This window comes from Streptomyces sp. NPDC104106, from assembly GCF_055584345.1.
In genome coordinates this window covers 43,011-68,714 of record NZ_JBVJMF010000029.1, presented here as the reverse complement: position 1 = coordinate 68,714, position 25,704 = coordinate 43,011, and the positions used below count along the sequence as shown (strand labels likewise).

The window sequence follows — 25,704 nt, the reverse complement described above, 5'->3', positions numbered from 1 at the left end:
CGGCGTGCGAAGCGGCAGGGGTGTCGCCAGAGGTGGGGGGCGTAAGGCCGCCGGGCGTGGTCGTCAAGGTGCGTACTCCTGTCCGCGAGCGTGGAGGACGACCGCGGCGTTGGGACTCTGCCCGACGGGGCGCGGTCCTGCGTAGCGCGGGAGGCCACGAGCTGGCCGAGCGGTCTGGTGGTCTTCGTCCTGCTGCGCAGAGGTGCGGTGTGGGGCCGGTCTGGGGTTCCTGTGGTCACTGTGCCGGGTGGCCCGGTTCCCTGATCAGCGGGGTGTGTGCGAAGGAGCTGAGGCCGGCCGGTGGCGGCTCGTTGGGGCCGGGCTGGCGGGGGTGGCCGGCCGCCAGGACGTACAGCGGTGTGCAGCCCGCATTGTCGAGTCCGCACCGTTCGGCGACGAGGGCATCGTTGAAGGCCCCTGTCTGGGCCGGCCCCAGGCCCAGGGCCGTGGCCGTCAGGGCGAAGGACTGGCCGAGATGACCGGCGTTGAGCAGGCAGACGCGGTAGCAGCGTGGCGTGTGGTACTTCGCGGTCATCCGCTCAAGCCGCGCGGCGAGGGCCACCAGGAAGGCCGCCTCGCCGGCCCAGTCCTGGTCGGCACACAGATGCGCTGCCTCGGTACGGGTGAGGCCCTCGGAGCGCAGTTCCAGGCAGTGTTCCAGCGCGTTGTAGTGATACCAGCCAGGCGCCACACCAGTCACGTTGATCAGGCCGAGGTAGGCATCGAGTTCCTGGCGGGACCCGCCGGAGGGGCTGGTGCGGCGGTAGAGGGCACCGCGGCCGCTGTCGATGTAGTCCACGGGGCCCAAAACCATGGACAGCAGCGTGGCCAGGACCGTCAGCGAGACAGACTCACCGGTGAAGTCCCGGTGGGTACGCCGCCCGTACAAGACGTGGTCGAAGGGGACAGGCAGGTCGGTGCGCCGGCGGGGCAGTGGCAGCCGCAAAGCTTCCGGGTAGCCGGTGAACAGGGGCGGCATGCCAGCCGCGTCCGGCACCAGGGAAGGGTCTGCGGTGTTGATTCCGGTGTCGAGGTAGTCGTTCTGCGTCGCGTAGTGCAGAAAAGGGGCCTCCGGTGCCCACACGCCCCAGTGACGGTCGATCGCTTCGTCGTGTGCCGCCTCAAGGCTGTCCTCGGCCAGAAGCGCACCTGCCTCGGCGAGGGCCGCGACCGCGTCGTCGACCGTCGCGGGCGTCAGATGCTCCAAGGCCCTGGTGGCCTCAGCCTGTTCCGTCCAGTCCTCGAAGGCCGAGAGGACTTCGGCGGCCACCGGATGCAGCGACGTGGGTGTGCCGTGCGGGTAGGGATGGACGACGAACAACCTGTCGCGCCAGTAGCAGGTCAGGCATCGAGAACGGCGATAACGCACAGCGGCTCCGCGAAGACGTCAGAAGGCAAGCAAAGGTGGAAAGAGAGGGGCGGACGACAACCCCGAGGCCGGCGTCCGCCCACGGCGGGCTCACTTCGCGCCGCCTTCGCACTTGTAGATGTAGTACCCGGCACGGCGGTCCTTCCGGACAGCCGCCTGAGCGTTCATCGCGATCTTCCGCATCACTCGTCACCTCCCCTCAGTTGGTGTCTCCCTCACCCTGTGCCCACCCGCACCGCATCGGCTCGATGAAACAGCCGCAAACCCCAAGAACAGGTGAACATGTGCACTAAGCCCGCTGCCCACGCCCCGGGAATCCGCCGAAGTGCCCCGGCGCCTGCGGAGTGTCGGCCCAGGCGACGGGCGGCGCCCGGCGCAGCCGTCGCAGGCCCCACCGCGGACCGTGTTTCTCGCTCGTGTCTCCTCAGGACACCTCGCCGATCGTGTCCCGGATGAGGGCGGGCAGGTAATCCCGGGCCGCCTCCAGAAGGTGCTCGATCGCCGCGGCCTCGTGCTGCCGTCGATGTCGATGCGCTTCTGCCAGGCGCAGGGCTCGCAGCGGGCGAGCATCGACAGCACGTAGAGCACGGCCCACCAAGCCAGCAGCGGATGAAGGGGCTCTGGGTTCTCTCCGAGGGCAGGGAAGACGAATAGCTCGCCTCAGTACCAGGTAGCGACCCTGTCCGCCAGGGACGGTGTCGGCTGTCCGGCAATGGGAACACTGGCGTCCCAGAAGACCCGGACGACGGGTAGCCCCAGTACGGAGTCTTCGGCCCAGTCGATGTGGCCGTCCGGGCCGGTGCTCTGCACGTCGCCGAACCGGGGATCGACCGCAGCGTCGAGCGCTGACGGCGGTCAGGCGATCGTGGGCTGGCCGAGCAGTTGGGCGATCCACATCGTCGTCCTGGTCCATACCGCGAGGAAAGCCACGCAGACCAAGGCAGCGAGCAGGGCCGGCCACCATCCGCCCGTCAGCCGGATCTGCTCATGGAGGCGGTCGGCACTGAACTGGACGGCCAGTTGCAGTGCGTAGGAGGACGCTGCCAGCTGGAGCAGGAGGACGATCCGCGGTCACTTGTGGACCGGCGTGCGTTGCTGTCCATGCGCCCCCGAAGTCGTAAGACAGGACTGTCGGACAAGTGCCTCGTTTGAGGTATTCCTGCACCCATTTATTCGGCATCCAATTACGTGCGGGTACGCCCTGATTGCGGCGTGCCCAGCACCGACTGGTGCTGGAGAGCGCGTCCGTCCGTTGGAGGAAGAATGCGAAGAATCCCTGTTCTCACCGCCCGGATCTCGACCCTGACCGCCCTGGCCGCGACCATCCTTGCCACCACCGCTCTGGCCGGAACGGCCTCGGCCCGGCAGGAGGGCTCCGCTCCCACCCCCCGCTCCTCCAAGGCAGTCGTGACGGACTACCAGATCGTCTCCCGCGCCAACGGCATGGCGATGTACATCTACAACAACTCCACCAACAACGGTGTGCAGCTACGCGGTTCGCGCCGTAGCGAGCACAAGCGGGCTGACTACCACTGGACGCTGCGCGTTCACGGCGACGGCAAGTGGGAGATCCGCAACACCAGCACCAACAAGTGCGTCGAGGCATCGGGTACCGAGATCGACAAGGCGGTCGTCCAGCAACCCTGCGATCAGTACAGCCCGGCCCAGCAGTGGCGTCTAACCCTCGATCCCCTCACTACCCGCGCCGGAGACGACACCAGCGACCCCACCCCCAAGCACGCCTACCTCCTTCGCCCCGTGAGCGCCCCCGACCTCGCCATCACAGTCCGCGAACCCGGTGCCAATGAATGGTCCGAACTCGTCCTGGACCGAGCCGTGGCCAGCACGGACCGGCTGTGGCGCTTCCTGCGCCCCGGCCAGGTGTAACCAGCCTGGCGGGCGCGGCAGCCGCGTCCGGCCACCGCGCCCGCCAGGAGCAGCGTCATCGGTTTCCTGAGCTGCCACCACGCGCCGCGATCTGCGTGACAACAGGTCTGCCTCTGTGACAACTATCGCGCTTCGGCTCAGCTCAGGGGCGCTGGACGGCTGGACTCGCGCGAGGCCTAGTGCTCTGACCGCATACGTTCACCGGGTTGACGGTGGTCACGGTTGGATGTGGGCTGACGTCCGATCGGACTGCTGGGGGTGCTGTGGTGGCCGAGCCTGTCCGTGTGCGCAGATTGACCGACCCGGCAACCGGCAGACGTCCGTCGCGGTGAATCTGCGGAGGTGGAACACGCTCGGCTCCGCCGGTAAGCCGCAACCCCCTCCCACTCAGTGGCGCGCTTGCGCGTCCGTACCGCGTGGCGATGTACGGCTGACGGACCGAGTGGAAATCGGTGGAGTCGGAGCCACACTGGAGCGGTCGACAGCCCTATGGAACACCTCGCAGAGGCAAGGGGGTCAGTTGACTGGCAGTTCGTTGTTCTCCCGTCGGGAGGCTGTGCCGAGCAATGTACGTGCGACGTCTTCCAGCGATCCGAGCAGCGGGTTGGGGTCGTCAGCGCGCGTGATGAGCACGACCTCGCAGGGATCGATGTCGATGATGGGCACCAGGGCGATGTCCTCGCGCACAGCAGCGCGTCGATCGCCGGCAGGGAAGATCGCGACACAGTGACCGGTGGCGATGAGTTCCAGCTTGTCCTCGTAGCTGTCGTCGATCGCGGGCGGGGGTGGTGCCGGGCGGTCGCCAACCGGCTTGGGCGTGCTCCAGACAACCGGAGTGCTGACACAGGCCACCAGTTCCTCGTCCGACAGAGCCCGCAGGCTGACGGCTTTCTCGTTCGCCAGATGATGGCTCGCCGATGTGACGAGTACCCGCGATTCCTCATGGAGCTTGGTCACCCGGAAGCCGTCCGTGGGCAAGGGCAGGGGTCTGTATGCGACGAGGGCGTCGACCCGCCCCTCGGCGAGGGCGCGCGTGTCCCGCCAATCGAGGTGCCGGGTGCGGACCTGGCCGTCGGGGTGCCGACGGCGCAGTTCCTGCACACAGGCGGTGATGACCAGTCCTTCGGCGCAGCCGATGGTGACGGCACGGGGCTGGACGGCGGCTCTGGCAGCGCGAGCGGCTTGCTCGGCTCCTTGGAGCAGTATCCGGGCCCTGGGAAGGAATGCCTGACCGGCGTCGGTGAGGCTGCTGCCCTGCGGCGAGCGGTCGAATAGCCGGACACCGAGCTGAGCCTCCAGTCGCTGGATCTGGCGGCTCAGCGACGGCTGCGCCAGGTGCAGCTTGGTGGCGGCCCGGCCGAAGTTGCCATACTCCGCCACGACCGTGAAATAGCGCACGAGCCGCAGATCAACGTCCATTCGCCCAGGGTACGTCGCGCGTCTTCATACGCCTGGGACATGGCGGCATGCGGAACAGGTCTTGGACAGGGGGTGCGGGTGGGTATTGGCTTGAGGGCATGACCACTTATGACGGCAAGAAGATCGTGATCACGGGCGGAAGCAGCGGTATTGGCCTGGCTACGGCCCGGTTGTTCGCGGACGGTGGGGCGCACGTACTGATCACCGGCCGCACCCGATCCGCCCTGGACGCCGCACTGGAGCAGTTGGGGGACAAGGCGGTCGCCGTCCGTAGCGACGCCGCGTCCCTGAAGGACATCAAGGCGCTGGCCGGCACGGTCCAGGAGCGGTTCGGCGCGGTGGACGCGCTGTTCGTCAACGCCGGCGTCACTGCGTCCGCGCCGCTCGACTCGACGACGGAGGAGATGTACGACGAGTTGTTCGGTATCAACGCCAAGGGCCCGTACTTCACGGTGCAGGCGTTGGCGCCGCTGCTGCGCGAGGGAAGCGGCGTGGTCCTCACCACGTCGGTGGTGAACGTCCTGGGCCTTGACGCGCTCAGTGTCTACTCGGCGAGCAAGGCAGCCCTGCGGTCGATGACGCGCACCCTGGCCCGCGAGCTGCTTCCGCGCAAGGTGCGCGTCAATGCCGTGAGCCCCGGCCCGATCGACACGGGCATCCTGGACCGCTCCTTGCCTGCCGACGTCGTCGAGACGATGAAGGACACCTACCGGAGCACCAACCCGATGCAGCGGCTGGGGACGTCCGAGGAGGTGGCCGCCGCGGTGGCGTACTTGGCGTTCGATGCGACCTTCTCGACGGGAACGGAGTTCCCCGTCGACGGAGGGGCTTCGCAACTCTAGGTGCTCTGACCGGTTCGCCGGGACGTCAGGGCGCGGTGGAGAGGGGGCGACCGCCCCAGCGGATGCCCTTCTCGCTGCGGATGCGGGCGCGCTCGCGGCGTTGAGCGGTCAGCACGTCGGGATGGCGGGTGTTCTGGTTCCGCCAGCGTAGGTAGGCGTGCAGGGCTCGGGTCTGCGCGGTGTGGTTGCGGTGGTGGGAGTTGGCGATGGTGAACTGTCGCAGCGGCCCGAAGTGGGCTTCGATCGGGTTGGCCCAGGACGCGTAGGTCGGGGTGAAGCACAGCTCGACCCGGTGTTTCTTCGCCCAGCGCCAGGTCTGCTTGCCTTTGTGGGCGGAGAGGTTGTCCAGAATGACGTAGATCGGGGCTCCGTCCGGGCGGGCCGCGCGGATCGACTTGAGCGCGGCCAGGGTGTTCGCGGCGCCCTTCTTGGCGTGGTTGACGCCCCACAGGGTGTCGTCGCCGATGGAGTAGCAGCCGTGGAAGTAGCGGACTCCGTGGGCGCGGTGGTAGGTCGCGGGATGGCGTTCGGGGCGGCCCTGCTTGGACCAGCACGACCCTGCTGGTGAATCACATCCCGGACAGTGTCCTCGGCGGCCTGCACCAGCTTCGCGACCACCGGCACCCGGTTCCCGCCAGCCGACGCCAACAGCATCGTCGCGCGCCGATAGCGAACCGAACTGGTGCTGCCCCGGCGCACGATCTGCTGCAACTTCTGCCCTTCCTGGTCGGTCAACCTGCGCACACGGACAGGCTCGGCCACCGCACCCCCAACAGCCAGACGGACGTCATCGCACATCTAACCGCCGGCCACCCCGGCGAACCTTCCCGGTCACAGCACTAGAGGTCGAAGTCCAGCGCCTCAATGTCGGTGAACTCCACCATCAGGCCGTGGGCGCCCGCCGGGATCGACGCCGTCGCCTACAACCCGGGCGTTCGTCCCCGGCACCGGCCTCACCCGCAACGCCGGGCCCGTCGCGATGCGCCGCATCATGCCGGGGATGACCCTCACCCCGCTCCCCTACCGACTGCGCCCCCACACGAGCGGGGCTGATCCCACGCGGGTGAGTACGCATTGACCCGCTGGATGGGCTCCGCGGAGTGAATTCAGCTGGCGGGGTCTTCGTGTAGGGCCTTGTCCGCGGCCCCTAGGGCAAAGCAGGTGAAGCGGACTTGAAGTCCGGCTCGCTGGGGCGAGCAGCAGAACGGGCCCGCCATGGCAGTCGAATTAGGCGGGAGCGGTGCCAGGCGGACCATGCGCCAGGGATGTTCCTCGGTGCGGGCACGGACGGTGATTGCGTCGCCTGCGCGGCTGGCCCTGATGGTGACCAGGCGGTTGTCCCAGTCGGGGACCGGGGACAGGGACCAGTCGGACTGGTTGTGGGTGACGACGGCACCGAGGTGCGGGAGGCCGTCGGTCATCTCCACCCCGGCCTTGATCCAGGTGCGCTCGTCGACGCGGAGTGACGTGTACCCGGTGCTGTCACTGTGGCATAAGGACGGAAGAGGCGCCCGGATCGCGGGCACCCGTGCCGGCTGTCAGCCTCCCAGGGCAATCATGCGCAGCGCACCCTGGTCCTTGACCGGATAGCAACGGTTGGTGCGTTCGCCCGGACCGAAGGCCCTCAGCGCCCCGAGCTGCCGCAGTTCGGAGAGAGCCTTTTCGACGGTTCCCCGCCCCAGGCACAAGGCGTCGGCGATGTCGGCCTGGCTCGGTCCGGAAGCGACCAGTTCCTCGGTGGTCGTCATGACCAGGGCGCCGTCCTCCCGGTGCTTTATCACGTTCCTGCGGGTGGGTTCCGTCAGGTAGTTCAGTACTGAGGCGACTCGGGCAAGCGGGGTTGCTCGGCTCACGCTGTAGAGCCGTTCCGTCAGGGTGTGCCGCTTGGTCGCCATGCGCGCCAGCATCAACGCGATCGAGGGATCGGCCAGCGCCAGCGACATCAGCTTCGAGTTGGGGGCCTCGATGAAGACGCACTGCGACAGGCACGTCCCGTAGGCGATGTTCCGTCGGCTGGCGGTCGGGTGCGGGTGCTCGTCGACGTCCTGCACGGGGACCGTCCTGTCGGTGATCTGTTCGAAGAGCATCACCTCGCGCCAGAGCCGGATCCTGTCGGCACCCACCTGTTCCGACATACGGCCGTCGATCAGGAAGTAGGCGGCCCGCCTTACACCGAGCGCGAGCGGGCGGTTGCGGTCTCGGCTGCGCAGACGGCTGACGTCCGCGAGGGAGTCTGCCGAGTCCGGCGACAGGCCCTGCATGCTGAAGAACTCGCTTATGGCCTTGGCCTCGTGGTGCCTCCTGGTGGAACTGACGGCGACGCCGCCCATGCTCACCACCTCCCCGAGACGGGGGCCGAAGCCGTCGGCGTATGTCCTCCCGCCTCGCCGCCAGGGGACGCCGCGACCAGGCCGGTCGCCTTTGGCCCAGTCGGCGCGACGACCGCAGAGGGCGGTGCCCCCGACTCGGCCAGGATGCGGACGACGGGGACCAGCGCCCCGACCAGGAAGGCGAGTGCTGTGAGGACGGAGACGAGCCGGGCGGGGCGGCTCTCCAGGCGGTGCACCGCGTAACAGGCGGCGGCCAGCACGATCGCGAAGATCATGATGACCGCGACGTAGACGTCGCCGAACAAGGGCATGACCCTTCGAATGGCGGTCGAGCTTCGACCGACGCCGAAGCTCGACCGCGGGTTTTTTGGGAACCTCGCTTCAGCCGAAGGCATTTCGCGACCGCGGCTAACGGTCTGTCACCGGCCTAGCCATGAATGCTACGCCATCCGTGTGAGCCGAACACAAATCCTTCTTCGGGAGGGGTTTCTCCGTTCGTCGCATTTCGACCAGCGTCAGGAACAAAGCTTTCGATCGCTCCTGACGGAGATACACGGAATGAGGAGTACCGGTTTTCACGCAACACCCCTGAGCCGTCACAGTGACGGCTCAGACGTGACCGAGGACCGACAAGACCCCGCCCGGAGGACCGGGCGGGGTCGTCTAGTGCGGTGTTAGAAGAGGTTGGGCCGGGGCCGTCTCGGGGGAGCCACCCCCGATGGACCACCGGCCAGTGCTGAGCGAGGGCTCCCAAAAGCCGTGGTGTTCAGCGATATCAAGGTAACACCATGCGGGATTGTGAAAGTCCCCGGGGGGAGGGGTTCTACCGTACGGCTCACCCAGAACCCCCACTGGTAGGGGTTATTCAGCCTCTTCTTAGGACTGCCTAACCTTTGCAAGGGGGCTCCAGGAGATCTCCCAAGGGGCCGTTCCTACGAATAAGCAAGACAGCCGAAGGGGGCCGTCCCCGAATGTATGTCGTCTGTCCGAGCCAGAGAGAGCTGTTCTACGTCTCGATTCGGTGTGGTTTTCAGCCGTCACTGAGCCTTTGCCAACCTCATGTTGAGGTCGCGCGGTGATCAGCTGCGGTGTTCGATGCTGCTGTCGGTGATCGCTCGGAACAGCTCGCGAGCCCGCTCACAGAACTGCTCGACCTCCGTGATGTCCGGCTCGTCACCGTCGGCCAACATCCGGGCCTGGAGCTGCTCGTTACGCAGCCCGCCGTAGCGGGCCCGCACCTCAGCGGTCACCGGCTGGACCGCGATGTGCAGGTGCTTGCGCGCGTCGCGGCCGTGCGACCACAGGCAGACGTAGGTCTGCTCGGGCCGGCACAACGTCTCCACGACACGAGCGGTATCGCGCAGCAAGGGGCCGAGTTCCGACGCTGCCGTGTCGTCGAGCTCGGCGATGGCCACGACGTGCTCTCGCGGACCGACGATCAGGGTGCCGAGATTCATCGGACCGACAACGTGGTTCACCACCCACGCAGCGGTCTCGTGCAGGACGCCCCCGGGCAACTCCCGGCGCCCGGTCAGAAGGTCACACCCAAGACACCCCGTCACATCCACGCGCACCAGCCTATACAGAGCCCGCAGCCATGATGTCGACGGCCAACTTGGCTGAACCCGACGGTTGGCCTGCGCACGCGATGAAGCTCCTGGTAGCCGGGTTCACGACCAAGATCGCCTGCACCACCAGGAGCTTCGTGTGCTTGTCTACCCCTCTACCCTCGACCTGTCCACCCGGCATCTGCGGTTCCTGACCGACAGATTGGCCGCCCATCGGGCCGCACTTAGTCATACTCGGCGCGGTACGGCTCCGTTCTGCCAGCGGTAGAGGTCGCGCAGCAGGGAAATCTCGGCGCCGTGATGGATCAGCTCCTTGTTGACGTGCAGGACCATGCTCTCCATGGGAAACCGCTCGGGGCCCACCGTGGGCGGATTGTCCAGGTCAGCGTCCGAGAGCTCGCGGACCCCCGCGTTCCATCTCCCGTACATCTCATCGAGCTGTTTCAGCGCCTCGTCAGCGGTCCCTGCGTAGGCGAATGTCTGGAAGTCCACGTCCTGGCCGCCGAAGTGCCATCCGACCCGATAGCCCAGGCACGAGACGATGATGTGCGCCAGCCGCCAGGCAATCGTGGTCACCGGTGCCGGCACCGGGTCAGGGGACGCGGAGTCCACCGTCCATTCCCCCGAACCTGCCGACATCGGTGCGGCCGACGTGCCACGTGGGCGGATGCTCCAGCAGCCGCGCACCGGCTCCCAGAAGTACTCCTCGTCGGTAAGACCGTCCAGGCGCGGCCGCAGGTTCTTGCGCCAGTACCAGTCCACCTGCTCCGCGAGCCGCTCGCTTCTTGTCATTTCCGCACACTACATACAACGGAGACCTGGCGGCGCCCCTCGCGGTCGCCGTCGCCGGCCGTGGGCCGCGAGAGTGCGCCGGACCGGGAGATGACGCTGGGGGCTGATGTGCCCTTCGTCTACAGCCCCTCCGTTACAGAACGTCACAGATCGCCGGTTCTGACACAGCTTCTAACCTTGTCTTTTAAGGTCGGGGGACTTTGAAGCGGTCACGTTCGGTGTTGATCTACAGCACGTAACCGATCAATCCGTCTTCCTGAATGCCCGTCAGCGTCTCCGGGACACGTGCTACAGGGACAGCGTCGAGCAGTGCTGCCGCCGCCGCCACGAAGTGGGGGTTCATCCGTTCGCAGGTGATCTGGTGCAGCTCGTGGTGGCTCATATCGATGCGGACGAAGACCTTGTCGCGGATGTCAGAGTGCTGTGCGTCGCGGAAACGCCGACGCTGTTCGATTCTTGCGTAGTAGTAGACGTTCCCATCAGAGGAGACGGCCCACTGACCGGGCGTATACCTGCCGGCAAACACGCCTCGGTCCCAGGCGGCTGCCGTGACGCACGGTTTGTCGACGCGATACATGCCTGGATGCTCCATCGGCCCCTCGAGGTGCAGAGGGAACGTGGGGGCAGCGTGATCCCGGGCGAAGTCGAAGAACTCCCGGGCATGCTCGCGCAGGAGCGCAGCCCCCTGCTGACGGGCCCTTTGGCTCTGCGCGTAGTTGACAGCTGCGGACTCGGCGGCCTGCCTTTGTCGGCGCGCGTGTTCAGCTGCGGCGTCCTCTAAACTGGACATATCCCTCTTCCGTGGCGTGGACCTTCGACCCACCTCCTGAGTGAACCAGGTCTGATATCCCCGGGACCATCCCTGTTCTGTCAATGCCCTGAGGCCGCGCCTCAGCTTGTCTCTCATGGTCCGAGGTCGAAATGCGCCTCGAACTAGGCCGCTCACCTGGGGATTCTCCGGACACTGGGGCGGCCTTCGTCTGATCATGTGCTCCGGCCAAGGTGCACTGATCAAGACGAAGGCCGCGAAGTGAGTCTGCTGCCTGACGCCGGACCTGGGGAAGCGTTCGCGAAGGCGTCACGCTTCCGAGAGGATCTATTCGACTGTCCGACGCAGGCTCAACCGAGGCGGCGACCGCAAGGCCAACTCCGCGCTCTACCCCATCGTCCTGGCCTCATACACCTAGCCGTTGATGTCGAGCGCTGTTCCGTACAGCCGGTCCACCTTCAACCGGATGACCACTCGGCGCTCGGCGACCAACTGTTCCAGAAACGCATCTTCGTTCTCCGGCTTCACGGCCTGAGGAATCATCCCGAGCAGCTCCCGACCAACCGCATCGCCAGGAACCGTCGCGATCTCGGAGACCTCGGCCTCGCCTTCGGCAACGGCGAACGACCACACGTCACCGCCCTGCACATGCAGCGCCGCACGCGGGTCGCGCCGCAGGTGCCCGACCTTGATGCGGTCGGCCGTCGTCGAGAACCGCACAATGCGGGCCTCGGAGTCCCAGCTGTACAGCATGGTGGTCAGGTGGGGGTGGCCACTGCGCTTGACGGTGGCGAGCGTGCCGAACTGCTGCTTGCCAAGCAGGTCGGAGAGGGCTTCGTCGGACAGTGAGCGAGGCGCTGGTCCTTGAGTCATGACGTGGTCAACATCCATAGCCACCCAACAATTTCGGGGACGCCGTCCCCCCCCCCCCACTTTCACAACACGCTCTAGATCGCTTGTTCGAATTACTCAGATTGAACTCGCGACGTCCGGTGGTCTGATCGCGTCCAGATCCATGATCAGGCCGGTGGGCGGCAGGCATCCGTCGATCAGGTGGGGCCGGTACTGGATCTTCTTCAGCTTCCGCTTGATCACGCGGGTCAGGTGCGCGAGATCGGCAGCGGCGAGGTCGGCCAGGTGCCGCTTGAGGAGCGACCAGATGCCCTCGGCCGGGATCAACTCCGGTACGCAGGAGGGCATCTGGAAGATCCGCAGCCAGTCCTTGTGCTCCTCGGCGTAGTCCGCCAGATCCTTCACCAGGTGCACGTTCAAGTTGTCCCAGCACCGCACCACGGGTGTACCCAACTGCAGGTGGGTTATGACGATCAGATCGCGGTACTGGCGCCAGGAGAATGTCTTCGGTTCGCCCCGGCGCCCGTGCCAGATGTGCAGCGCGTAGAAGAACCGGGAGCGGTGCCCGGCGCGGTAGCAGACCACCCCGGCGATATTGACCCGACCCTGGTTACGGCCACGCACCCGAACCACGGGCCTACTCCTGCGGGGCGCCCAAGGTCTGGCCCTTCGGCGGCCTCAGCCCCTGACCTGCCTCGTCCTCAAAGCAGACGTGGGCGCCCAGGTCCGCCGCTGTCCTTTTACCTGCGGCCACACCTCGGCTTTCCACACCTCGATGGCCTCCTCGTCGCGTTCGATCGCCCGCCGCAGCGGGACCTGCGCGGACCAACCGTGCCGGCGTAGCAGCTTCCACACACCCTGGACCGTGTAGCCGACGTGGAACATCCGCCCGATCAGCAGCTTGATCCGCTTGAGCGTCCACCCCTGGAACTCATCGTCCCAGCCATGCGCCGGCGGACCGCGCTTCAACTCCCGCTCCAGCCGCTCCCACTGCCGTGCACTGAGCCGCTCGACGGACACCGGCCCCTTCGAGCGCAGCGCCTGCCCACCGCCCAGCTGCCACGCACACCGCCAGCGCCGCACCGAACGCGAGGTCACCCGTAACTCCCGCGCTATGACCTCAGTCTTCTCACCGCCTGCGAACCGCTCGGCGGCCTCCAGCCGCAGCCGCTCCCGCTTCTCCGGGACCGGTGTCAGCCCGCCCCCTTGCGCATATCGCATGAGGTCGTCGTAGCACAGGGATCACCACGCGTCACGACCGCCCGGGCAGCGCCGATTCAACCTGAGTACAGACACACGGACAATTTGCGAACGAGTGCCCGGAGCGGATCGACCGGAGCTCCTGGCGTCGAGCCGGTCGCGGACGCGACATGTCACTCCCACTGCCGGAGGGACCGAGTATCGACGTCACCACGCCTCTACGCCTGTTCCCCTGCTGATGGCTGTCCGAATTCCCTATGATCTAGGGGCCTTAGGAGTGGGGCGGGGCCCCGTGGCGTCGACTCGGAGGTCCGATGGATCCGGCCAGTGTCGGTACGACCGCTCGCATTGCCTCCTCGGTCGCGCGGCCGATCATCGCCCGGCTCTTCGTCAGGGAGGGGCCGGGCGCGGGACTCGTCGACAAGCCGGTGCGTGTGTCCCGGTTGGTCAGCTGGCACGGCGAGAAGCGCAGCCTGACCCATCTCGACATGTGGAAGATCGCCCGGGAACTGGTGAAACTGGCCGTCGAGGCGAACCCCCACGAGCCTCCGATCGCGTCCGACGAACGCGAATCTCTGGCGGATGCTCTCGCGGCGACGCTGAGTGTTCTGGGCGAACTGGACATGGACGACGTCCAGGCGGTCCGTCTCGGGCAGGAGGAGCTGGCGCACCGCCTGAAGGCAGCACGTCCGGACGCCACGCGCGACCTGTCCGCCGACGCCACCGCTCTCTATGACAGCCTCCTGGATCTGAGCTGTCTCCACATCCTGCACTTCTTCACCCAGCGCTCGACCTTCATCGCCAATGCGCTGGTCGCCCAGACCCGCATGCTTGACGAGACACTGCGCGCGCTAGACGCTCTGGTGGACCGTATTCCGCGTCCCGGCAGCGCCGACGAGGAGTTCGAGACCCGCTATCTGGCGCACATCGAACGCAAGTATGGCAAGCTCAACATCTTCGGCCTCGACCTGAGCGACCCCAACCGAGCTCGCTGGCCGCTGGACACCGCCTATTTGAACCTGGAACTGGCCTCGCAACGTGCCGGAGCCTCGCCGTCGGCGAACCGCCGGCGGGTGGAGGAAGCCCTCTCCGACTGCAACCGGGCGATGCTGCGGGGAACGGCGGGATCGGGCAAGACCACCCTGCTGCAGTGGATGGCCGTCTCCTCCGCACAAGACGCCTTCCCCGACGGGCTGGCGGAACTGCGGGGCCGCGTACCGTTCATGCTCCCACTGCGCGCACTCGCCCAGCACCCAGGACTGCCACGTCCCGAGGAATTCCTCGGCGCAGCGGGCAATATCCTGCACGGTCTGCAACCGGAACACTGGGCTGACCGAGTGCTCGCAAGCGGCCGCGGCATGGTCCTCATCGACGGCGTGGACGAAGTATCCGAGAGCGAACGACCCGTGGTGCGGCGCTGGCTGCATGATCTCGTCGACCTTTACCCCGGGACCTTCTTCCTCGTCACCTCCCGCCCGTCGGCCGTGGGCGCGCACTGGCTGGCGGAGCTCGACTTCGCCGAGTTCAACCTGCTTCCGATGACCCGCCATGACGTCGACCGATTCGTCCATCGGTGGCATGCGGCCGTCCTGACCGTGGTCGATGAACCCGAGGAACGACAGGCGGTGGAACGCTGCCGGGACGCCCTGAGCACCACGCTGCGGCAGAAGTACGACCTGTATCGGCTGGCCACCAACCCTCTGATGTGCGCCCTCATCTGCGCCCTGCACCGCGACCGGCTCACCCACCTGCCCGAGCGCCGCATGGAGCTGTACGCCGCCGCGTTGAGCATGCTGCTCGTGCGCCGCGACAAGGAGCGCGAGATCGCCGCGCCGGAGGGGCTGGCGCCCACGGAGGAAGCCCAGGTCCAGCTACTCCAACGGATCGCGTACTGGCTGATCCGCAACGGACGTTCGGAAGCCGCCCAGACCACCGCGATCCGAATCATCCGCGAGAAGCTCCCGGCCATGCCGCATCTGGCACCACCCGACCGGGCCGAGGACGTCTTCAGCTTTCTGCTGCTGCGCAGCGGGCTCCTTCGGGAGCCGTCGGCCGGTATGGTGGACTTCATCCACCGCACGTTCCAGGACTATCTCGGGGCCAAGGCGGCCGTCGAGGCTGAGGACCTTGACCTGATCGCTGAGTCAGGCCGTGACGACCAGTGGGACGACGTGATCCGGCTCGCCGTCGGTCACGCCCGGGACGGCGAACGCGCCTATCTTCTGCGGAAACTGATCGAGCTAGGAGACCAGACCGCCGACCCGCGGCTGCGTCGGCGCTACCACCTGCTGGCCGCCGCCGCGCTGGAGCACGCCACCACCCTCGACCCGGCGGTCCGCGCCGCGGTGAACCTGCGGGCCTCGGCCCTCATCCCGCCGGCCACTTCGGCGGACGCGGAGGAACTCGCCACCGCCGGGGACATTGTCCTCGACTTCCTTCCCGGACCGGAGCAACTGACCCCGGAGCAGGCCCGGGCGACGGTGATGACCATCGCCCGGATCGGCGGGGAGGCCGCGCTCGACCAGCTGGCCCGCTTCAAGCGTGTTGGCGACCGCAACGTACGGCAGGAAGTCGCCCTGTCCTGGCCCTACTTCGACGCCCACGCCTTCACGGAGGAGATCCTGGACGGGTTGCCGCTGGACGACCTCACGCTGCACCTAACCGGTCCCGAACAGATCAGCTGCCTGGAGTCACTCGATCGGATTCCGCACCTCCTCCTCAGGGGGCAGATGTTGACGAACGAGCTCGTGAACGTCCTCGCCCCGATAAAGGTCCACTCCCTGTCGATCGCACCGTCGAGCGCCGTGTCGATCACGCTTCCCTCACTGACCCCGCTGAGCGGGCTGAGCCGACTCACGATCGAGACTTGCGATGTCATAACGGACCTGGCCGCGCTCGGCGAGAGCCCAGTCGCAGAACTCTCCCTGCACCGGCTGCCGGACGGGGTGGATCTCTCCTTCCTGGCACGGGCCTCGAACCTGAAGTCCCTAACCTTGTCCTCCCTGCACGGTGTCCCGCTCCCCGGGATACCACTGTCCCAAGTCACCTCGCTCAATATAGAAGGGATCCTGACGGGACAGCAGATACCGGACTTTGCCGCGGCCTTTCCCTCCCTGGCCTCCTTCACCCTGCGCCTGGCCTGCCAGAGCTACCAGGCGCCCGTCGACCTGTCTCCGCTGCGGAATGTGCCGCGCGCACACATCGACGTCACCCTCGTGGACGCAGGGAAGATCCACGGCCTGGAGACTCTACCCGCCGACCGCGTCGCTGTGCGGCACGAGGGACGGGGCAGGTCGGAGGGTAGGATCAGGACTGGCCTTCTGCGGCGGTTCCGCACATAGCGCACCGGGCCTTGCGCATACCGCATGAGGTCGTCGTACCGCAGGGATCACCACGCGTCACGGCCGCCCGGACATCGCCGATTCAACCTGAGTACGTGTCACTTCGGACACGCCCGACCGGAGCCGTGGTCGAGGTCGCGCCGGGCGCGCCAGGGCCTGACGCCGGCGCGGATGGCAGCGGTGCGGGAGTGGCAGCTGGCCACCCCACTGGCCCGGATCGGCCGCCCCGAGGAGGTGGCCTGGGCAGTCACCCGGCTTGCCGCACCGGCCGCGTCGTTTGTCACCGGAGTGGTACTCCCAGTCGACGGCGGGGCAGTCGTGGCGTGATAGGAGTGGCCCGGGAGGTGGGATGGGTGCGGATCGGTGAACTGGCCAGGGCGACCGGGACAACCGCCCGTGCGCTGCGGCACTACGAGCAGGCCGGACTGATCTCCTCGCAGCGGGCCCCCAACGGCTACCGCATCTACGACGAGCGGGCGGTGGTGCGGGTCCGCAATATCCGCTACCTGCTGGCCGCCGGCCTCACCCTGGACGACGTGCGGGTGTTCCTGCCGTGCCTAGACGGCGATGTGGCCGCCGCATCGCCCTCGGACAAGGGCCTGCGGGTCGCGTTGGAACGGCTGGCGGTCCTCAACGAACGGATCGCTGCCCAGACCGAGGCCCGCGACCGGCTGGAAGCCGCGTTGCGACAGGCAACCGGTGGCCGGATCCGCCCAGTGGCCTGAACGCCCGCCTCGTCGCAGAAGCCGGAGGAACCTGGAGTCACTACGCCTTCCACGGCCACTCACGGTGACCACGCGCCCTCACCGGCCAAGGAATACGCGACTCTCGATTACGCGAGGTCGCCAGTGTCAGGCCCCCCGTATGCAGGTCGGGGCAGAGTTCGTGTTGCCACAGTGAGATGAACGTCGGCGACCGGATTCCGTGACACCCCGGTCCGTCGCGGGCTTCGCGTCCGGGTCAACGCCAAGCTAAAACGTCCGTTTTTGCTAGACGCCCGGCTCACGGCTCGCGTCGTCACACTGGAGGGAACGCCGGCAGCAGGATTTTGTGACACCCCCGCTCGGGGAGCGGGGCGCAGCTCAACGCCCCGCACTCGCCGCGTGACAGACCGCTGGCGCCTCCGTCATCGGCTGGCGCCCTCGGGCCACAGAACACGAACCGGGACGCCCGTCCGCTCGGCGTACGCCACCACGTCCGCTGTGCCTCCGTATGCCCACGCCGGTTTCCCATCCCATACGGCGATCAGCTCGTTGACCAGGCCGACGAGGATTTCGGATCCGGCCTGATGGGCTTCGGAGGTCGATTCGGTCATGCCGGTGTGGTGGACGTCGACGGCGCGGGAGATGAGCCGGTCGTAGACGGGATGGTGCCAGTCGGGCAGGCTCTGGCGGTATTCGGCGGCAGGGACGACGACCTCAAGGCGGCCTCCGTGCTGCAGGACGGTTTCGGCGAACCAGGAGTCGGGTCCGTCGGCGATGCACGAGATGCCGATCAGTTCGCCCGGGTCGTACTGGCTGACCTGGTCGACCAGGAGAGCCCGCACTTGTTCCTCGACCTGCGTGCTCAGTCCGCGGTGTCCGCTGATCCCGACCCTCATGCCGTGGTCACCCTCCTACAGGTAGACGCCGTGCAGGCGCTCGTCGAAGTCCCGCACCACTTTGGGCGGTGAGGTGGTGGTGAGGCTACGGCGCACGGCGCGGGCGCGTTCCACGATTCGGCCGGAACGGAACTGCAGGCCGGTGTCGAGCGCACGGGAGGCGAGGGCGAACGCGGCCTCTACCCGTCCGCCGGCAAGTTGCCCGGCGGCGATGTCGAGGACCAGCAGGGCACGCTGTTTCGAGTGGCCGGTGGTCAGGGCCTCGACGTCCTCACCAAGCACCCACTCCGGCAGTTGGAGGCGTGCGCCGCAGGTCACACGGCAGGCGGCCACCTTGTCCGGGGTGAAGGAGAACACCCATGGCCACGGTGGCGGTTCCTGGTCGGCCCTCAGCGTCTCCGCTGCTGTGCGGGCCGCCGTCAGGGCTTGGTCGGCGCTTCGCCGGTCCCCGGCTGCCGCGTGGCCGAAGGCTTCGACGCTGGACAGCCATGCGTCGGCTACGACCGGGCGCTGGTCACCGAGCACCCGCCGGGCGCGGCGGGCGAGGTTCAGGGCCTGCACACCGTTGCCGGCGTGTGCCTCGAACTGGGCGAGTGTGCCGGTCTGGTACGCAGTCAGAAGCGCATTCCCCGCCGCTCTCGCGGCTTTGACAGCCCCGCCGTACCAGGAGCGGGCCGATCCGTGGTCGCCCTTGTCCCAGGCGAGCCAGCCCGCGAAGGAAGCGGCCTCGCTGCCCACGGCGGCCAGCCGCGGCCGGTCGGCGTCGCCGGTCGCCGTGCGGGTGATGGTCTGGATGAGCCGGATATGGCCGTCCACCGCGTCGGCGAGGTCCCTGGATGGGGTAGTGCCATCGAGCCTGCGGTAGGCGCTCGTGGTCAGCCGTAGCGCGGCGGCCTGTCCGCCGGTCGTATCGTGCGTGTCTGGCACGGCGGCCAGGATGGGGGCCATCGCGGCGACCGCGCCGCCAAGGACGGTGCGTCGGTGCATGGAATCGTCGTCTCTCCCCTGGGGACCTGCGCCGGGCGCCCGTCTGCCAGCCCCACCAACGCCGGCGGAATCTGAAGGTGCGCAGCCGCCGCAGTCAGGACGTCCGTGCTGTATGAGGATGGGCCGCGCTTCTCCAGACGAGAGACGGCGGACTGCGACATGTCCAGGGCCTGCCCCAGCGCTGCCTGCGTCATCTGCCGCCCCTTTGCGGACCAATTCGATGACACGTCCGTAGTCCCCGGCCCGGGAGGCGTCCCGGATCGGGCCTGTCTGGAAGTCCACGACGTGCCCCCCACGCTACGAGTCCATGCGGCGTCCGGCGCCTGCCCGTACCCGCTGGGCGCATATCCGTATGCGCATGCCGCATGGGTGATGGTCCCATAGCGCACGTTGATCGTTGACTGGGTGTCAGCCCAACCGCCCCCGCAGCGGGGAGCGTTCGGCCGGTCGTCCCCAACTCGTCGGGGACGACCACGACACATCGACCGCGAGCGCGAGGCGACCGATCATGACGCGCAGCGTGGCTCCCCACCTGCCGGGGCGCGTGGGGATCGCGGCCGGTTCCCGCCTCTTGCGTGGGACCACCCATCGACAACAGTAAGTCATCAAACTACTACTGGTTGTCACTGCTGTCTGCGGGGCCCGACCGACTGAAGGGACGCACCTCATGGGATGGTACGAGCATTTCGGAGAGCTCTTGGTGGCCTACACCATCAGCGACTCCGCCAGGAACAGCTTCTTCTATTCCTCGCTGCGCGTGGGGGACAGGCAGCACGGGGACATGAACGTGTGGCTGCCCACCGACATGGGCCATCCCAGCTTCCGGCCGCTGGGGTCCTACGCGCGCCACTACAGGAGTTGGATGGACGCGATGAGGGACGTGGAGTTCGGGAAGTACGGGAAGGAGCCCCGGATCATCATCGCGCCAGTCTCCGCCCAGTCGGACGTCGTGGCCAGTCCGGTCGGCTACACGCGGCTGTGGTTCGACCGCAACACCGGGGCGGAGCGCCACGGGGCGGTATGGCGGCCGGAACCGCCGCGCGGGTACGTGGCCCTGGGCGACGTGTGGCACGAGGACTGGAACATCATGCCTCCCCTCAACGCGATCTGGTGCGTGAAGCAGGGGGCCGTCAACGGCCACACCTATGTGCGCCGCGGAGAGCTGCGCGAGCGGGTCTGGATCGACCGTGGCACCGGAGGCAACGCCGGCGACGTGGCAGTGTGGCGGGTCGACGTCCCGCCGAACGAGGCCGACAACTTCGAGAGGCTGCTCCTCGCGCCCAACACGGTTACCACGGTCACCAACTACAACGACGCTCCGGCGCCCACGGACTCCTCGTGGGTCCTGAGCCTGCCGGACGGCGCGGTGAAGAACCCGCAGCCGTCACCGCCGCCCTTGACGTCCCACGCGGAGCCGGCCCCTGTCGCCCCGGTCGACCACCGGGTGGTGCGCGTGCCGTTCACGGGCGTCAAGGACGAGGCCCGCAGCTTCGAATGGAAAGTGTTGAACAGCCCGTTCTACCGGCTGCACCGGCGCGTCGGCTACAACGTGGCCTTCCACAAGGACAACCAGCACAACAGCTCCGACGCGCCGCCGGAGGGCACGGACGTGACCGTCGGCATCAGCGAGGCGCAGTCCGAGTTCTTCTTCGAGAAGACCACCATCGTGATCTCCGCCTCGGCCGGCATCTCCTTCAAGGGCCTGTCGGCGGGGATCGACACCAGCATCACCCGGGAGGTCGGCTTCGAGCGACGTACCTCGGTCGCCGAACTCCGCTTGGACACCGACAAGCCCCGGATCGCGGTACCGGCGAGGTCATCGGGCGTCATCTGGATCAAGACCAACCAGCTGGCCTTGTACCGCGCCGAGCCGGCTGAGGGCGGATCCCCGGTTGCCGAGCCTGTCCAGTTCGACTCCAAGAGCTACGCCACCGCCACCTACCCCGACCGTCCCGCCGCCGAGCCGGTCGAGGCCGTCCCTGCCCCGGAGCCGGAGTTCCGGCAGCTGCCCGACATCGACTGGGAGAACGGCGGCCGCATCCCCGGATACGACGGAGAGGACCCGGTGAAGAAGCTGCAAGCCGCGCTGCTGGAAGCACCCGAACAGCCATAGCCCGACGGATCGGCATTCCTGCCCGGCAGCCGCGTAGCGGCCCAGGCAGGAATCCCGAAGACACTACCGCCCGGCGTCGCCGGGGCGAGCAGGCCGGTCACGGGCACGAGCATCCGTCCGATCTCATGCCCGCAGAGAGCTTCACGAGTGCAGGAACCGCGCTCGTGAAGCTCCCCAGGCAAGGAACAGCAAATTGTGCATGCCTCGGATACCGACCCTTTACCAGTGGGTGCGCGAGACCACCGAGGCCATCGTCGGCGCGGTCACCGGCACACTCGCCTCTCCGCGCACCCTGCTGCTCGGCAGGTTCGACGTCTGCCGCCGCCTTCAGTACGTCGGCCGCACCACCACTGTCGCCCGGACAGCGAGCAGCACGGTCGCCGGGCTACTCGCCCCGGCGCGGCGCGGTCATCCATGGACGGACTGGTCGTTCTCCGCCGGGTGGGGCAGCCGGCAGGCCCTGGACGCCACACTGGTGGAACCGGAGTTGGTGGTGGAAGTCGGCGTCGACGTCGCCCGCGATGCCTCCGGCCGGTGGCGCCACCCCGCACGCCTGCACCGTGCCCGCCCCGACCTCTCCCCCGCCGACGTCCCCCGCCTGGCGTCGCCGCCGCGCTGACGGCGGCACGGGGGCGCGTCGGCCTCGCCGACGGCAAACGGCTGAGCGCGCACCCTGGTCCCCGGCCGCATTGCCCATCTCGCCCGTCCCTTCCTCCTTCACACCAGCCAAGGAACCTTGGGCGAAAGCGGCCGCAACGAAGATGTCAGCGGGCCGACCACGAAGAACCCGCGTGGTGACCGGCACGGACACGGAGACGGTTATCCGGGGCGCGCAACAGTAGGCGCAACCCTCGGACCTCCGGGTTTTAGCGGCGTGCGGCGCCCGGGCGAGGCACCCTGACAGTCCCACGCAAGCACATGGATGCGCACCGGCCGCACAGACAGGAGGAGCAGGGTTCCACTGCTGAGTCTGCGGGGCCGGTGCATGACTCACGTACCCTGCGGTGCGTCCGATAAGCCCGATCCCTCCTGGCCGTCGCAAGCGCCAGTGGGCCCGGCCGTGTCGGCCGGGCCCACTCATTTCTCGTGCTGGCGCGCTCCGCGCCCGGGTGACTTTCGTCTACCAGCGGTACCAGCGGCCCTTGCGACCTCCGCTGTCCGCGGTCCGGACGACGAAGCCGAGCAACCACACGACGAGCACGATCACTGCGATCCACCACAGCGCCTTCAGGGCGAAGCCCGCGCCGAAGAGGATCAGGGCCAGCAGAAGAACCAGAAGCAGGGGAACCATCGTTATCAACCTCCTGGCCACCGGATGCCCTTACTTCGGCCCTACAAGCACACAAAATATGAGTTACTTCCAAGGAGTGAGGGGCATATGCGCGCCGCACGCCGTGGACGGTTCCCGCTTTCTCGCACCTCACGCACCGCAGACACGCAGCATTTATTACTCAAAGCTGTGTCATGGCCTTGGGTTTGGTGGGACCGTTACGGGGTCGCGCGTGCAGCCGGCACCCCAGACCGGCGACCGAGGAAACAGCCGCACGGCGGCCATCGAAGGAGGCCGAGCTCAGGCCGCACAGTGCGCCGCCGGCAGCGAGGATCTCGAAAGGCGCCAACACAGGCACGACCGTGGGCGACGCATGAGGCGGCGCGTTGCTGTGAATCAATCGCGTTCGCGGAAGTGGGTGACGCCATCGCTGCCTGCGGGCGAGCAGTCGCCGCAAGCAGTGGCGGGCCGTTGGTGGTTCGTTTCTCCGGTGAACCTCCACCCGCCATCCGAGTGATGCCGCTGACGGCACGCCGGCGCCCACGCGTTAGAGCCGCTACCTGTCTTGATCAGCTTCATTGCCGATCGAGAGAGATGAGCGCATGCATCCGTTCCACGCGAAGCTTGCCCTGGTCACCGCGGCGGTCGCCGCGCTGCTCGCCCCCGTCAGCTCCGCTCCCCCGGCTGCGGCCGCAGTGCCCGCCACCCACGTGGCCGGTGCTCCGAGCGTGCGCCGAGATCTTCCCGAGCCGCCGCCGGCCGAGGTCGTCCGCAAGGAACTCGGTGAACTCACCCGTCGCCGCTCCGCATCCGATGACCGGCTACTCGCGCTCGAAGTTCCCGCACTGGATCGCCCAATACGGCACCTGCGACACCCGCGAGGTCGTCCTCGCCCGCGACGGTCAGGACGTCGTCCAGGACGACCAGTGCCGCGCCGTCTCCGGGGTCTGGTACAGCGCCTACGACGGCAAGGTCTCCACCAGGCCGTCCACCGAGGTCGACATCGACCACGTCGTCCCCCTCGCCAACGGCTGGCGCTCCGGCGCCGATGAGTGGACCACCGCCAAGCGCCGCCAGTTCGCCCACGACCTCACCAACCCGCAGCTGATCGCCGTGTCCGCGAGTTCGAACCGGCAGAAGGGCGACCAGTCCCCCGACCAGTGGGCGCCGCCGCTTGCGCTCCTACTGGTGCACCTACGCGCGTGCCTGGACCCACGTGAAGTACGTCTACGCCCTCAACATCACCGAGCCGGAGAAGGACAAGCTGAACGAGATGCTGGACACCTGCCCCGCATGAACACGAGTCCGGACACCGATTCCTACACCAGCACCGTCACCGCCGGCCCGGGCGGGGCGATGACCGACGAGGCCGGCGTCATCACCGGCGACCTCACCGTCCGTACCACCCTCGCCGACGACGGGCGTGGCGCGCATGTCGCCGTCCAGTACACCGGTGCTGACGAGTGGTACACCCTCACCGGCAGCCCCGCACCCATCCCCGAGGGAGGTCTGCCGGCCTACCACCGGGACGTCCTCGGGCGTATCCGGCGGGGCCAGGGCGCCACGGCCACCTGACCTGACGCCATCGGCAGCTCCGGCCTGTGGGCAGGCCGGAGCTGCTCCCGCATTGCCCGGACAGAGCGGACGGCGGCCCGGAGGGGATAGCCGGCTCCGTCTGGCCAGCGGCGAGTCCCCGTGACGGGAAGGTTGGGCCCTGGGTGGTCATCGGGTCCTGAAGCGGCGGTAGAGGTTGCGGGCCACGTATACGCCGGGGCCGCCGAAGCCGACGATGTCGGCGTGTCCGTCGCCGGTGATGTCGGTGAGGAAGCAGGGGTGGCGGTCGACGCGCCAGGCGCCGGCGTCGTCGTTGTATCCGAATCCTCGGCACACCAGTTGGGCCTGGTCGAACAGTCCGTCGCCGCGGTTGTGCGCCACCCAGACGCCTTCGTCGCCGAAGCCGATGATGTCGGGGGTGCCGTCGCCGGTGACGTCGCCCAGGAGCCGCAGGTGCTTGGTGCCCGTCCAGCCCTGGGGGAGGCCGAAATCGTTCAGGACGAGTTTCGCGGGCTCGAAGGTGCCGTCGCCGCGGCCGCGTGCGACGACGACACCCTGGGGGCCGAACCCGACGATGTCCACGGCTCCGCCGGCGGTGGTCGCGAGCAGGAACCGCGGGTGCTCCTCGGCCGTGGTCCATCCGACGGGGGGTGCGACGGGCCGCTCATGTGGCTGATTGTGCACTGTCGATGAGGTCGAGCGTGGATTCGTTCGAGTTCGGTTGAGCAACGATGTGGTGTACCCACCACACGTGTCGTTCGCGTGCAGTGGAGTTGCGGACGAGGGTGCCGGTGACGAGGCGCCGGAACTCGTTCGGCTCCACGAGACGACGGCCCGTGCGTATGCCTCCCGTGCGGCCCGGTCGGCGCCGAGCGACCCGACCCTGCAGGTTCAAACGCCAATTCCGGGACGGAGCACCTGGACAAGACGGCTTCTGAACCCGTGGTCCGTCCGCCTTGGTAGCGGCAGGTCGGGCATATGCGGCGGGACAAGGTCGAGTGGGCCGCTCGGCGAGTGAGCGCGGCCTGTCGTGGGGCTGGGTGTGTCAGCACTCCAGTCGGTAGCCGTGTCCCCTGAGCGTGGTGATACGGGGCAGACGAGCCGGGCGGGAGGCCGTTTCGGTGGCTTCGGTGAGGCGGCGGCGCAGGCCGGCCATGGTGACGTCGAGGGTTTTGGTGGATCCGAACCAGTTCTCGTCCCAGACCTCGGCCATCAAGGTCTCACGGGAGACGGCTTGTCCTGTATGACGGCCGAGGAGGGCGAGCAGTTCGAACTCCTTCGGGCGCAGGAGGATGTCCATGCCGTGCAGGGTGCAGCGGCGGGCTGCGGTGTCGACGACGAGGTCGCCGAGCCGGAGTGGGATCGCGGGCGTGATGGGGGTGCGGCGGCGCAGGTGGGCGCGGAGGCGGGCGAGCAGGACGGTCAGGCTGAAGGGTTTGACGAGGTAGTCGTCGGCTCCGGCGTCCAGGCCGGCGATGACGTCGATGTCGTCGGTGCGTGCGGTGAGGATGATGATCAGCAGGTCGGGGAGGCGAGCGCGCAGGAGCCGGGCGATGTCGATGCCGTCCGTGTCGGGCAGCCCGAGGTCCAGGAGCAGGGCGTCGTAGGGCGTGCGGGCGGTCTCGGCCAGGGCGCCCTCGCCGGTGCGGGTCCAGTGGGATGTGTAGCCGTTGCTGCGCAGGCCGGTTTCCAGGTGGCGGCCGATGGTGTCGTCGTCCTCGACGACGAGGACGCGTGGGCGGTCGTGGTCCGGCACGGCGGGTGGGCGCATGCCCGACAGACTAGGAGCAGGCGTCGTGGCCGGCGCGGTC

Annotated in this window: 20 protein-coding genes and 5 pseudogenes; 8 read left to right on the top strand and 17 right to left on the bottom strand. The window is 67.9% G+C overall.

The genetic code is table 11. The features are described 5' to 3' along the window. Positions 1 to 235 precede the first annotated feature (235 nt). Positions 236 to 1,369 (bottom strand): SagB/ThcOx family dehydrogenase, encoded by a 1,134-nt coding sequence (locus tag ACZ60X_RS40560; protein ID WP_469610175.1) that lies wholly within the window; start codon positions 1,367 to 1,369, stop codon positions 236 to 238. Positions 1,370 to 1,558: 189 nt separating this feature from the next. After that, positions 1,559 to 2,008: pseudogene (locus tag ACZ60X_RS40555) on the bottom strand (YaaC family protein); the annotation flags it as partial. A 624-nt stretch (positions 2,009 to 2,632) separates the two neighbouring features. Here ACZ60X_RS40555 and ACZ60X_RS40550 point away from each other — a divergent pair. Then, positions 2,633 to 3,256, top strand: coding sequence for an RICIN domain-containing protein (locus ACZ60X_RS40550; protein WP_469610173.1), 624 nt, complete (start codon positions 2,633 to 2,635; stop codon positions 3,254 to 3,256). A gap of 516 nt (positions 3,257 to 3,772) precedes the next feature. Here the strand turns inward: ACZ60X_RS40550 and ACZ60X_RS40545 are convergent. Beyond that, positions 3,773 to 4,675, bottom strand: a complete 903-nt coding sequence (locus ACZ60X_RS40545; protein ID WP_469610170.1) for a LysR family transcriptional regulator — start codon at positions 4,673 to 4,675, stop codon at positions 3,773 to 3,775. A gap of 98 nt (positions 4,676 to 4,773) precedes the next feature. Between ACZ60X_RS40545 and ACZ60X_RS40540 the strand changes: the two genes are divergently transcribed. Further along, a complete protein-coding gene (locus ACZ60X_RS40540) occupies positions 4,774 to 5,517 on the top strand; it encodes an SDR family oxidoreductase (RefSeq protein WP_469610168.1) in 744 nt (247 codons plus the stop codon). A 25-nt stretch (positions 5,518 to 5,542) separates the two neighbouring features. Here the strand turns inward: ACZ60X_RS40540 and ACZ60X_RS40535 are convergent. The 9 genes and pseudogenes from ACZ60X_RS40535 to ACZ60X_RS40495 form a co-directional block, all read right to left on the bottom strand. Then, positions 5,543 to 6,279: pseudogene (locus ACZ60X_RS40535) on the bottom strand (transposase). A 344-nt stretch (positions 6,280 to 6,623) separates the two neighbouring features. Beyond that, positions 6,624 to 7,043 (bottom strand): DUF1349 domain-containing protein, encoded by a 420-nt coding sequence (locus ACZ60X_RS40530; RefSeq protein ID WP_469610165.1) that lies wholly within the window; start codon positions 7,041 to 7,043, stop codon positions 6,624 to 6,626. Positions 7,044 to 7,055: 12 nt separating this feature from the next. Further along, entirely contained in the window at positions 7,056 to 7,847 is a 792-nt protein-coding gene (locus ACZ60X_RS40525) for a cyclic nucleotide-binding domain-containing protein (protein WP_469610163.1), read from the bottom strand. A gap of 2 nt (positions 7,848 to 7,849) precedes the next feature. After that, positions 7,850 to 8,158, bottom strand: coding sequence for a hypothetical protein (locus tag ACZ60X_RS40520; RefSeq protein ID WP_469610161.1), 309 nt, complete (start codon positions 8,156 to 8,158; stop codon positions 7,850 to 7,852). Positions 8,159 to 8,926: 768 nt separating this feature from the next. Next, positions 8,927 to 9,415, bottom strand: a complete 489-nt coding sequence (locus ACZ60X_RS40515) for an HIT family protein (RefSeq protein ID WP_469610158.1) — start codon at positions 9,413 to 9,415, stop codon at positions 8,927 to 8,929. A 228-nt stretch (positions 9,416 to 9,643) separates the two neighbouring features. Next, positions 9,644 to 10,207 (bottom strand): DinB family protein, encoded by a 564-nt coding sequence (locus ACZ60X_RS40510; protein WP_469610155.1) that lies wholly within the window; start codon positions 10,205 to 10,207, stop codon positions 9,644 to 9,646. A 226-nt stretch (positions 10,208 to 10,433) separates the two neighbouring features. Beyond that, positions 10,434 to 10,997: a hypothetical protein gene (locus ACZ60X_RS40505; protein WP_469610152.1), complete on the bottom strand. Its 564-nt coding sequence runs from the start codon at positions 10,995 to 10,997 to the stop codon at positions 10,434 to 10,436. Positions 10,998 to 11,390: 393 nt separating this feature from the next. Further along, positions 11,391 to 11,849, bottom strand: coding sequence for a PPOX class F420-dependent oxidoreductase (locus ACZ60X_RS40500; RefSeq protein WP_469610261.1), 459 nt, complete (start codon positions 11,847 to 11,849; stop codon positions 11,391 to 11,393). Positions 11,850 to 11,945: 96 nt separating this feature from the next. Further along, positions 11,946 to 13,049 (bottom strand): annotated as a pseudogene (locus ACZ60X_RS40495) (IS630 family transposase). A gap of 293 nt (positions 13,050 to 13,342) precedes the next feature. Here ACZ60X_RS40495 and ACZ60X_RS40490 point away from each other — a divergent pair. From ACZ60X_RS40490 to ACZ60X_RS40480, 3 genes and pseudogenes are all read left to right on the top strand, one after another. Beyond that, complete coding sequence (locus ACZ60X_RS40490) at positions 13,343 to 16,369, top strand: NACHT domain-containing protein (RefSeq protein ID WP_469610149.1); 3,027 nt, start codon at positions 13,343 to 13,345, stop codon at positions 16,367 to 16,369. Positions 16,370 to 16,519: 150 nt separating this feature from the next. Continuing rightward, positions 16,520 to 16,696, top strand: a pseudogene (locus ACZ60X_RS40485) (SDR family oxidoreductase); the annotation flags it as partial. A 26-nt stretch (positions 16,697 to 16,722) separates the two neighbouring features. Further along, the gene (locus tag ACZ60X_RS40480; protein WP_469610146.1) at positions 16,723 to 17,094 is read left to right on the top strand and encodes a MerR family transcriptional regulator; all 372 of its coding nucleotides are present in this window, start codon (positions 16,723 to 16,725) and stop codon (positions 17,092 to 17,094) included. A gap of 401 nt (positions 17,095 to 17,495) precedes the next feature. Here the strand turns inward: ACZ60X_RS40480 and ACZ60X_RS40475 are convergent, their stop codons facing one another. Both ACZ60X_RS40475 and ACZ60X_RS40470 read right to left on the bottom strand, forming a co-directional pair. Continuing rightward, positions 17,496 to 17,969, bottom strand: a complete 474-nt coding sequence (locus ACZ60X_RS40475) for a hypothetical protein (RefSeq protein WP_469610144.1) — start codon at positions 17,967 to 17,969, stop codon at positions 17,496 to 17,498. 15 nt (positions 17,970 to 17,984) lie between these two features. Then, positions 17,985 to 18,956 (bottom strand): helix-turn-helix domain-containing protein, encoded by a 972-nt coding sequence (locus ACZ60X_RS40470; protein ID WP_469610142.1) that lies wholly within the window; start codon positions 18,954 to 18,956, stop codon positions 17,985 to 17,987. A 700-nt stretch (positions 18,957 to 19,656) separates the two neighbouring features. Between ACZ60X_RS40470 and ACZ60X_RS40465 the strand changes: the two genes are divergently transcribed. Together ACZ60X_RS40465 and ACZ60X_RS40460 are read left to right on the top strand one after the other, a co-directional pair. Further along, the gene (locus tag ACZ60X_RS40465) at positions 19,657 to 21,069 is read left to right on the top strand and encodes a Vps62-related protein (protein ID WP_469610140.1); all 1,413 of its coding nucleotides are present in this window, start codon (positions 19,657 to 19,659) and stop codon (positions 21,067 to 21,069) included. A 199-nt stretch (positions 21,070 to 21,268) separates the two neighbouring features. Then, entirely contained in the window at positions 21,269 to 21,688 is a 420-nt protein-coding gene (locus tag ACZ60X_RS40460) for a hypothetical protein (RefSeq protein WP_469610138.1), read from the top strand. Positions 21,689 to 22,189: 501 nt separating this feature from the next. On the opposite strand, the gene ACZ60X_RS40455 is transcribed toward ACZ60X_RS40460, so the two are convergent. Next, positions 22,190 to 22,360, bottom strand: coding sequence for a DUF5670 family protein (locus ACZ60X_RS40455; RefSeq protein WP_011113206.1), 171 nt, complete (start codon positions 22,358 to 22,360; stop codon positions 22,190 to 22,192). 762 nt (positions 22,361 to 23,122) lie between these two features. On the opposite strand from ACZ60X_RS40455, the gene ACZ60X_RS40450 reads away from it, so the two are divergent. Beyond that, a complete protein-coding gene (locus tag ACZ60X_RS40450) occupies positions 23,123 to 23,914 on the top strand; it encodes an HNH endonuclease family protein (RefSeq protein WP_469610133.1) in 792 nt (263 codons plus the stop codon). Positions 23,915 to 24,061: 147 nt separating this feature from the next. On the opposite strand, the pseudogene ACZ60X_RS40445 reads toward ACZ60X_RS40450, so the two are convergent. Continuing rightward, positions 24,062 to 24,535, bottom strand: a pseudogene (locus tag ACZ60X_RS40445) (FG-GAP repeat domain-containing protein); the annotation flags it as partial. Between the two features lie 403 nt (positions 24,536 to 24,938). Next, complete coding sequence (locus ACZ60X_RS40440) at positions 24,939 to 25,664, bottom strand: response regulator transcription factor (RefSeq protein ID WP_469610131.1); 726 nt, start codon at positions 25,662 to 25,664, stop codon at positions 24,939 to 24,941. Positions 25,665 to 25,704: the final 40 nt, after the last annotated feature.

What these genes read in the sequence shown, in the direction of transcription:
- ACZ60X_RS40550 (WP_469610173.1), top strand. Translation starts at nt 2,633, where the DNA reads ATGCGAAGAATCCCTGTTCTCACCGCCCGGATCTCGACCCTGACCGCC.
- ACZ60X_RS40545 (WP_469610170.1), bottom strand. Translation starts at nt 4,675, where the DNA reads ATGGACGTTGATCTGCGGCTCGTGCGCTATTTCACGGTCGTGGCGGAG.
- ACZ60X_RS40540 (WP_469610168.1), top strand. Translation starts at nt 4,774, where the DNA reads ATGACCACTTATGACGGCAAGAAGATCGTGATCACGGGCGGAAGCAGC.
- ACZ60X_RS40525 (WP_469610163.1), bottom strand. Translation starts at nt 7,847, where the DNA reads ATGGGCGGCGTCGCCGTCAGTTCCACCAGGAGGCACCACGAGGCCAAG.
- ACZ60X_RS40520 (WP_469610161.1), bottom strand. Translation starts at nt 8,158, where the DNA reads ATGCCCTTGTTCGGCGACGTCTACGTCGCGGTCATCATGATCTTCGCG.
- ACZ60X_RS40510 (WP_469610155.1), bottom strand. Translation starts at nt 10,207, where the DNA reads ATGACAAGAAGCGAGCGGCTCGCGGAGCAGGTGGACTGGTACTGGCGC.
- ACZ60X_RS40505 (WP_469610152.1), bottom strand. Translation starts at nt 10,997, where the DNA reads ATGTCCAGTTTAGAGGACGCCGCAGCTGAACACGCGCGCCGACAAAGG.
- ACZ60X_RS40500 (WP_469610261.1), bottom strand. Translation starts at nt 11,849, where the DNA reads ATGACTCAAGGACCAGCGCCTCGCTCACTGTCCGACGAAGCCCTCTCC.
- ACZ60X_RS40490 (WP_469610149.1), top strand. Translation starts at nt 13,343, where the DNA reads ATGGATCCGGCCAGTGTCGGTACGACCGCTCGCATTGCCTCCTCGGTC.
- ACZ60X_RS40475 (WP_469610144.1), bottom strand. Translation starts at nt 17,969, where the DNA reads ATGAGGGTCGGGATCAGCGGACACCGCGGACTGAGCACGCAGGTCGAG.
- ACZ60X_RS40470 (WP_469610142.1), bottom strand. Translation starts at nt 18,956, where the DNA reads ATGCACCGACGCACCGTCCTTGGCGGCGCGGTCGCCGCGATGGCCCCC.
- ACZ60X_RS40460 (WP_469610138.1), top strand. Translation starts at nt 21,269, where the DNA reads ATGCCTCGGATACCGACCCTTTACCAGTGGGTGCGCGAGACCACCGAG.
- ACZ60X_RS40455 (WP_011113206.1), bottom strand. Translation starts at nt 22,360, where the DNA reads ATGGTTCCCCTGCTTCTGGTTCTTCTGCTGGCCCTGATCCTCTTCGGC.
- ACZ60X_RS40440 (WP_469610131.1), bottom strand. Translation starts at nt 25,664, where the DNA reads ATGCGCCCACCCGCCGTGCCGGACCACGACCGCCCACGCGTCCTCGTC.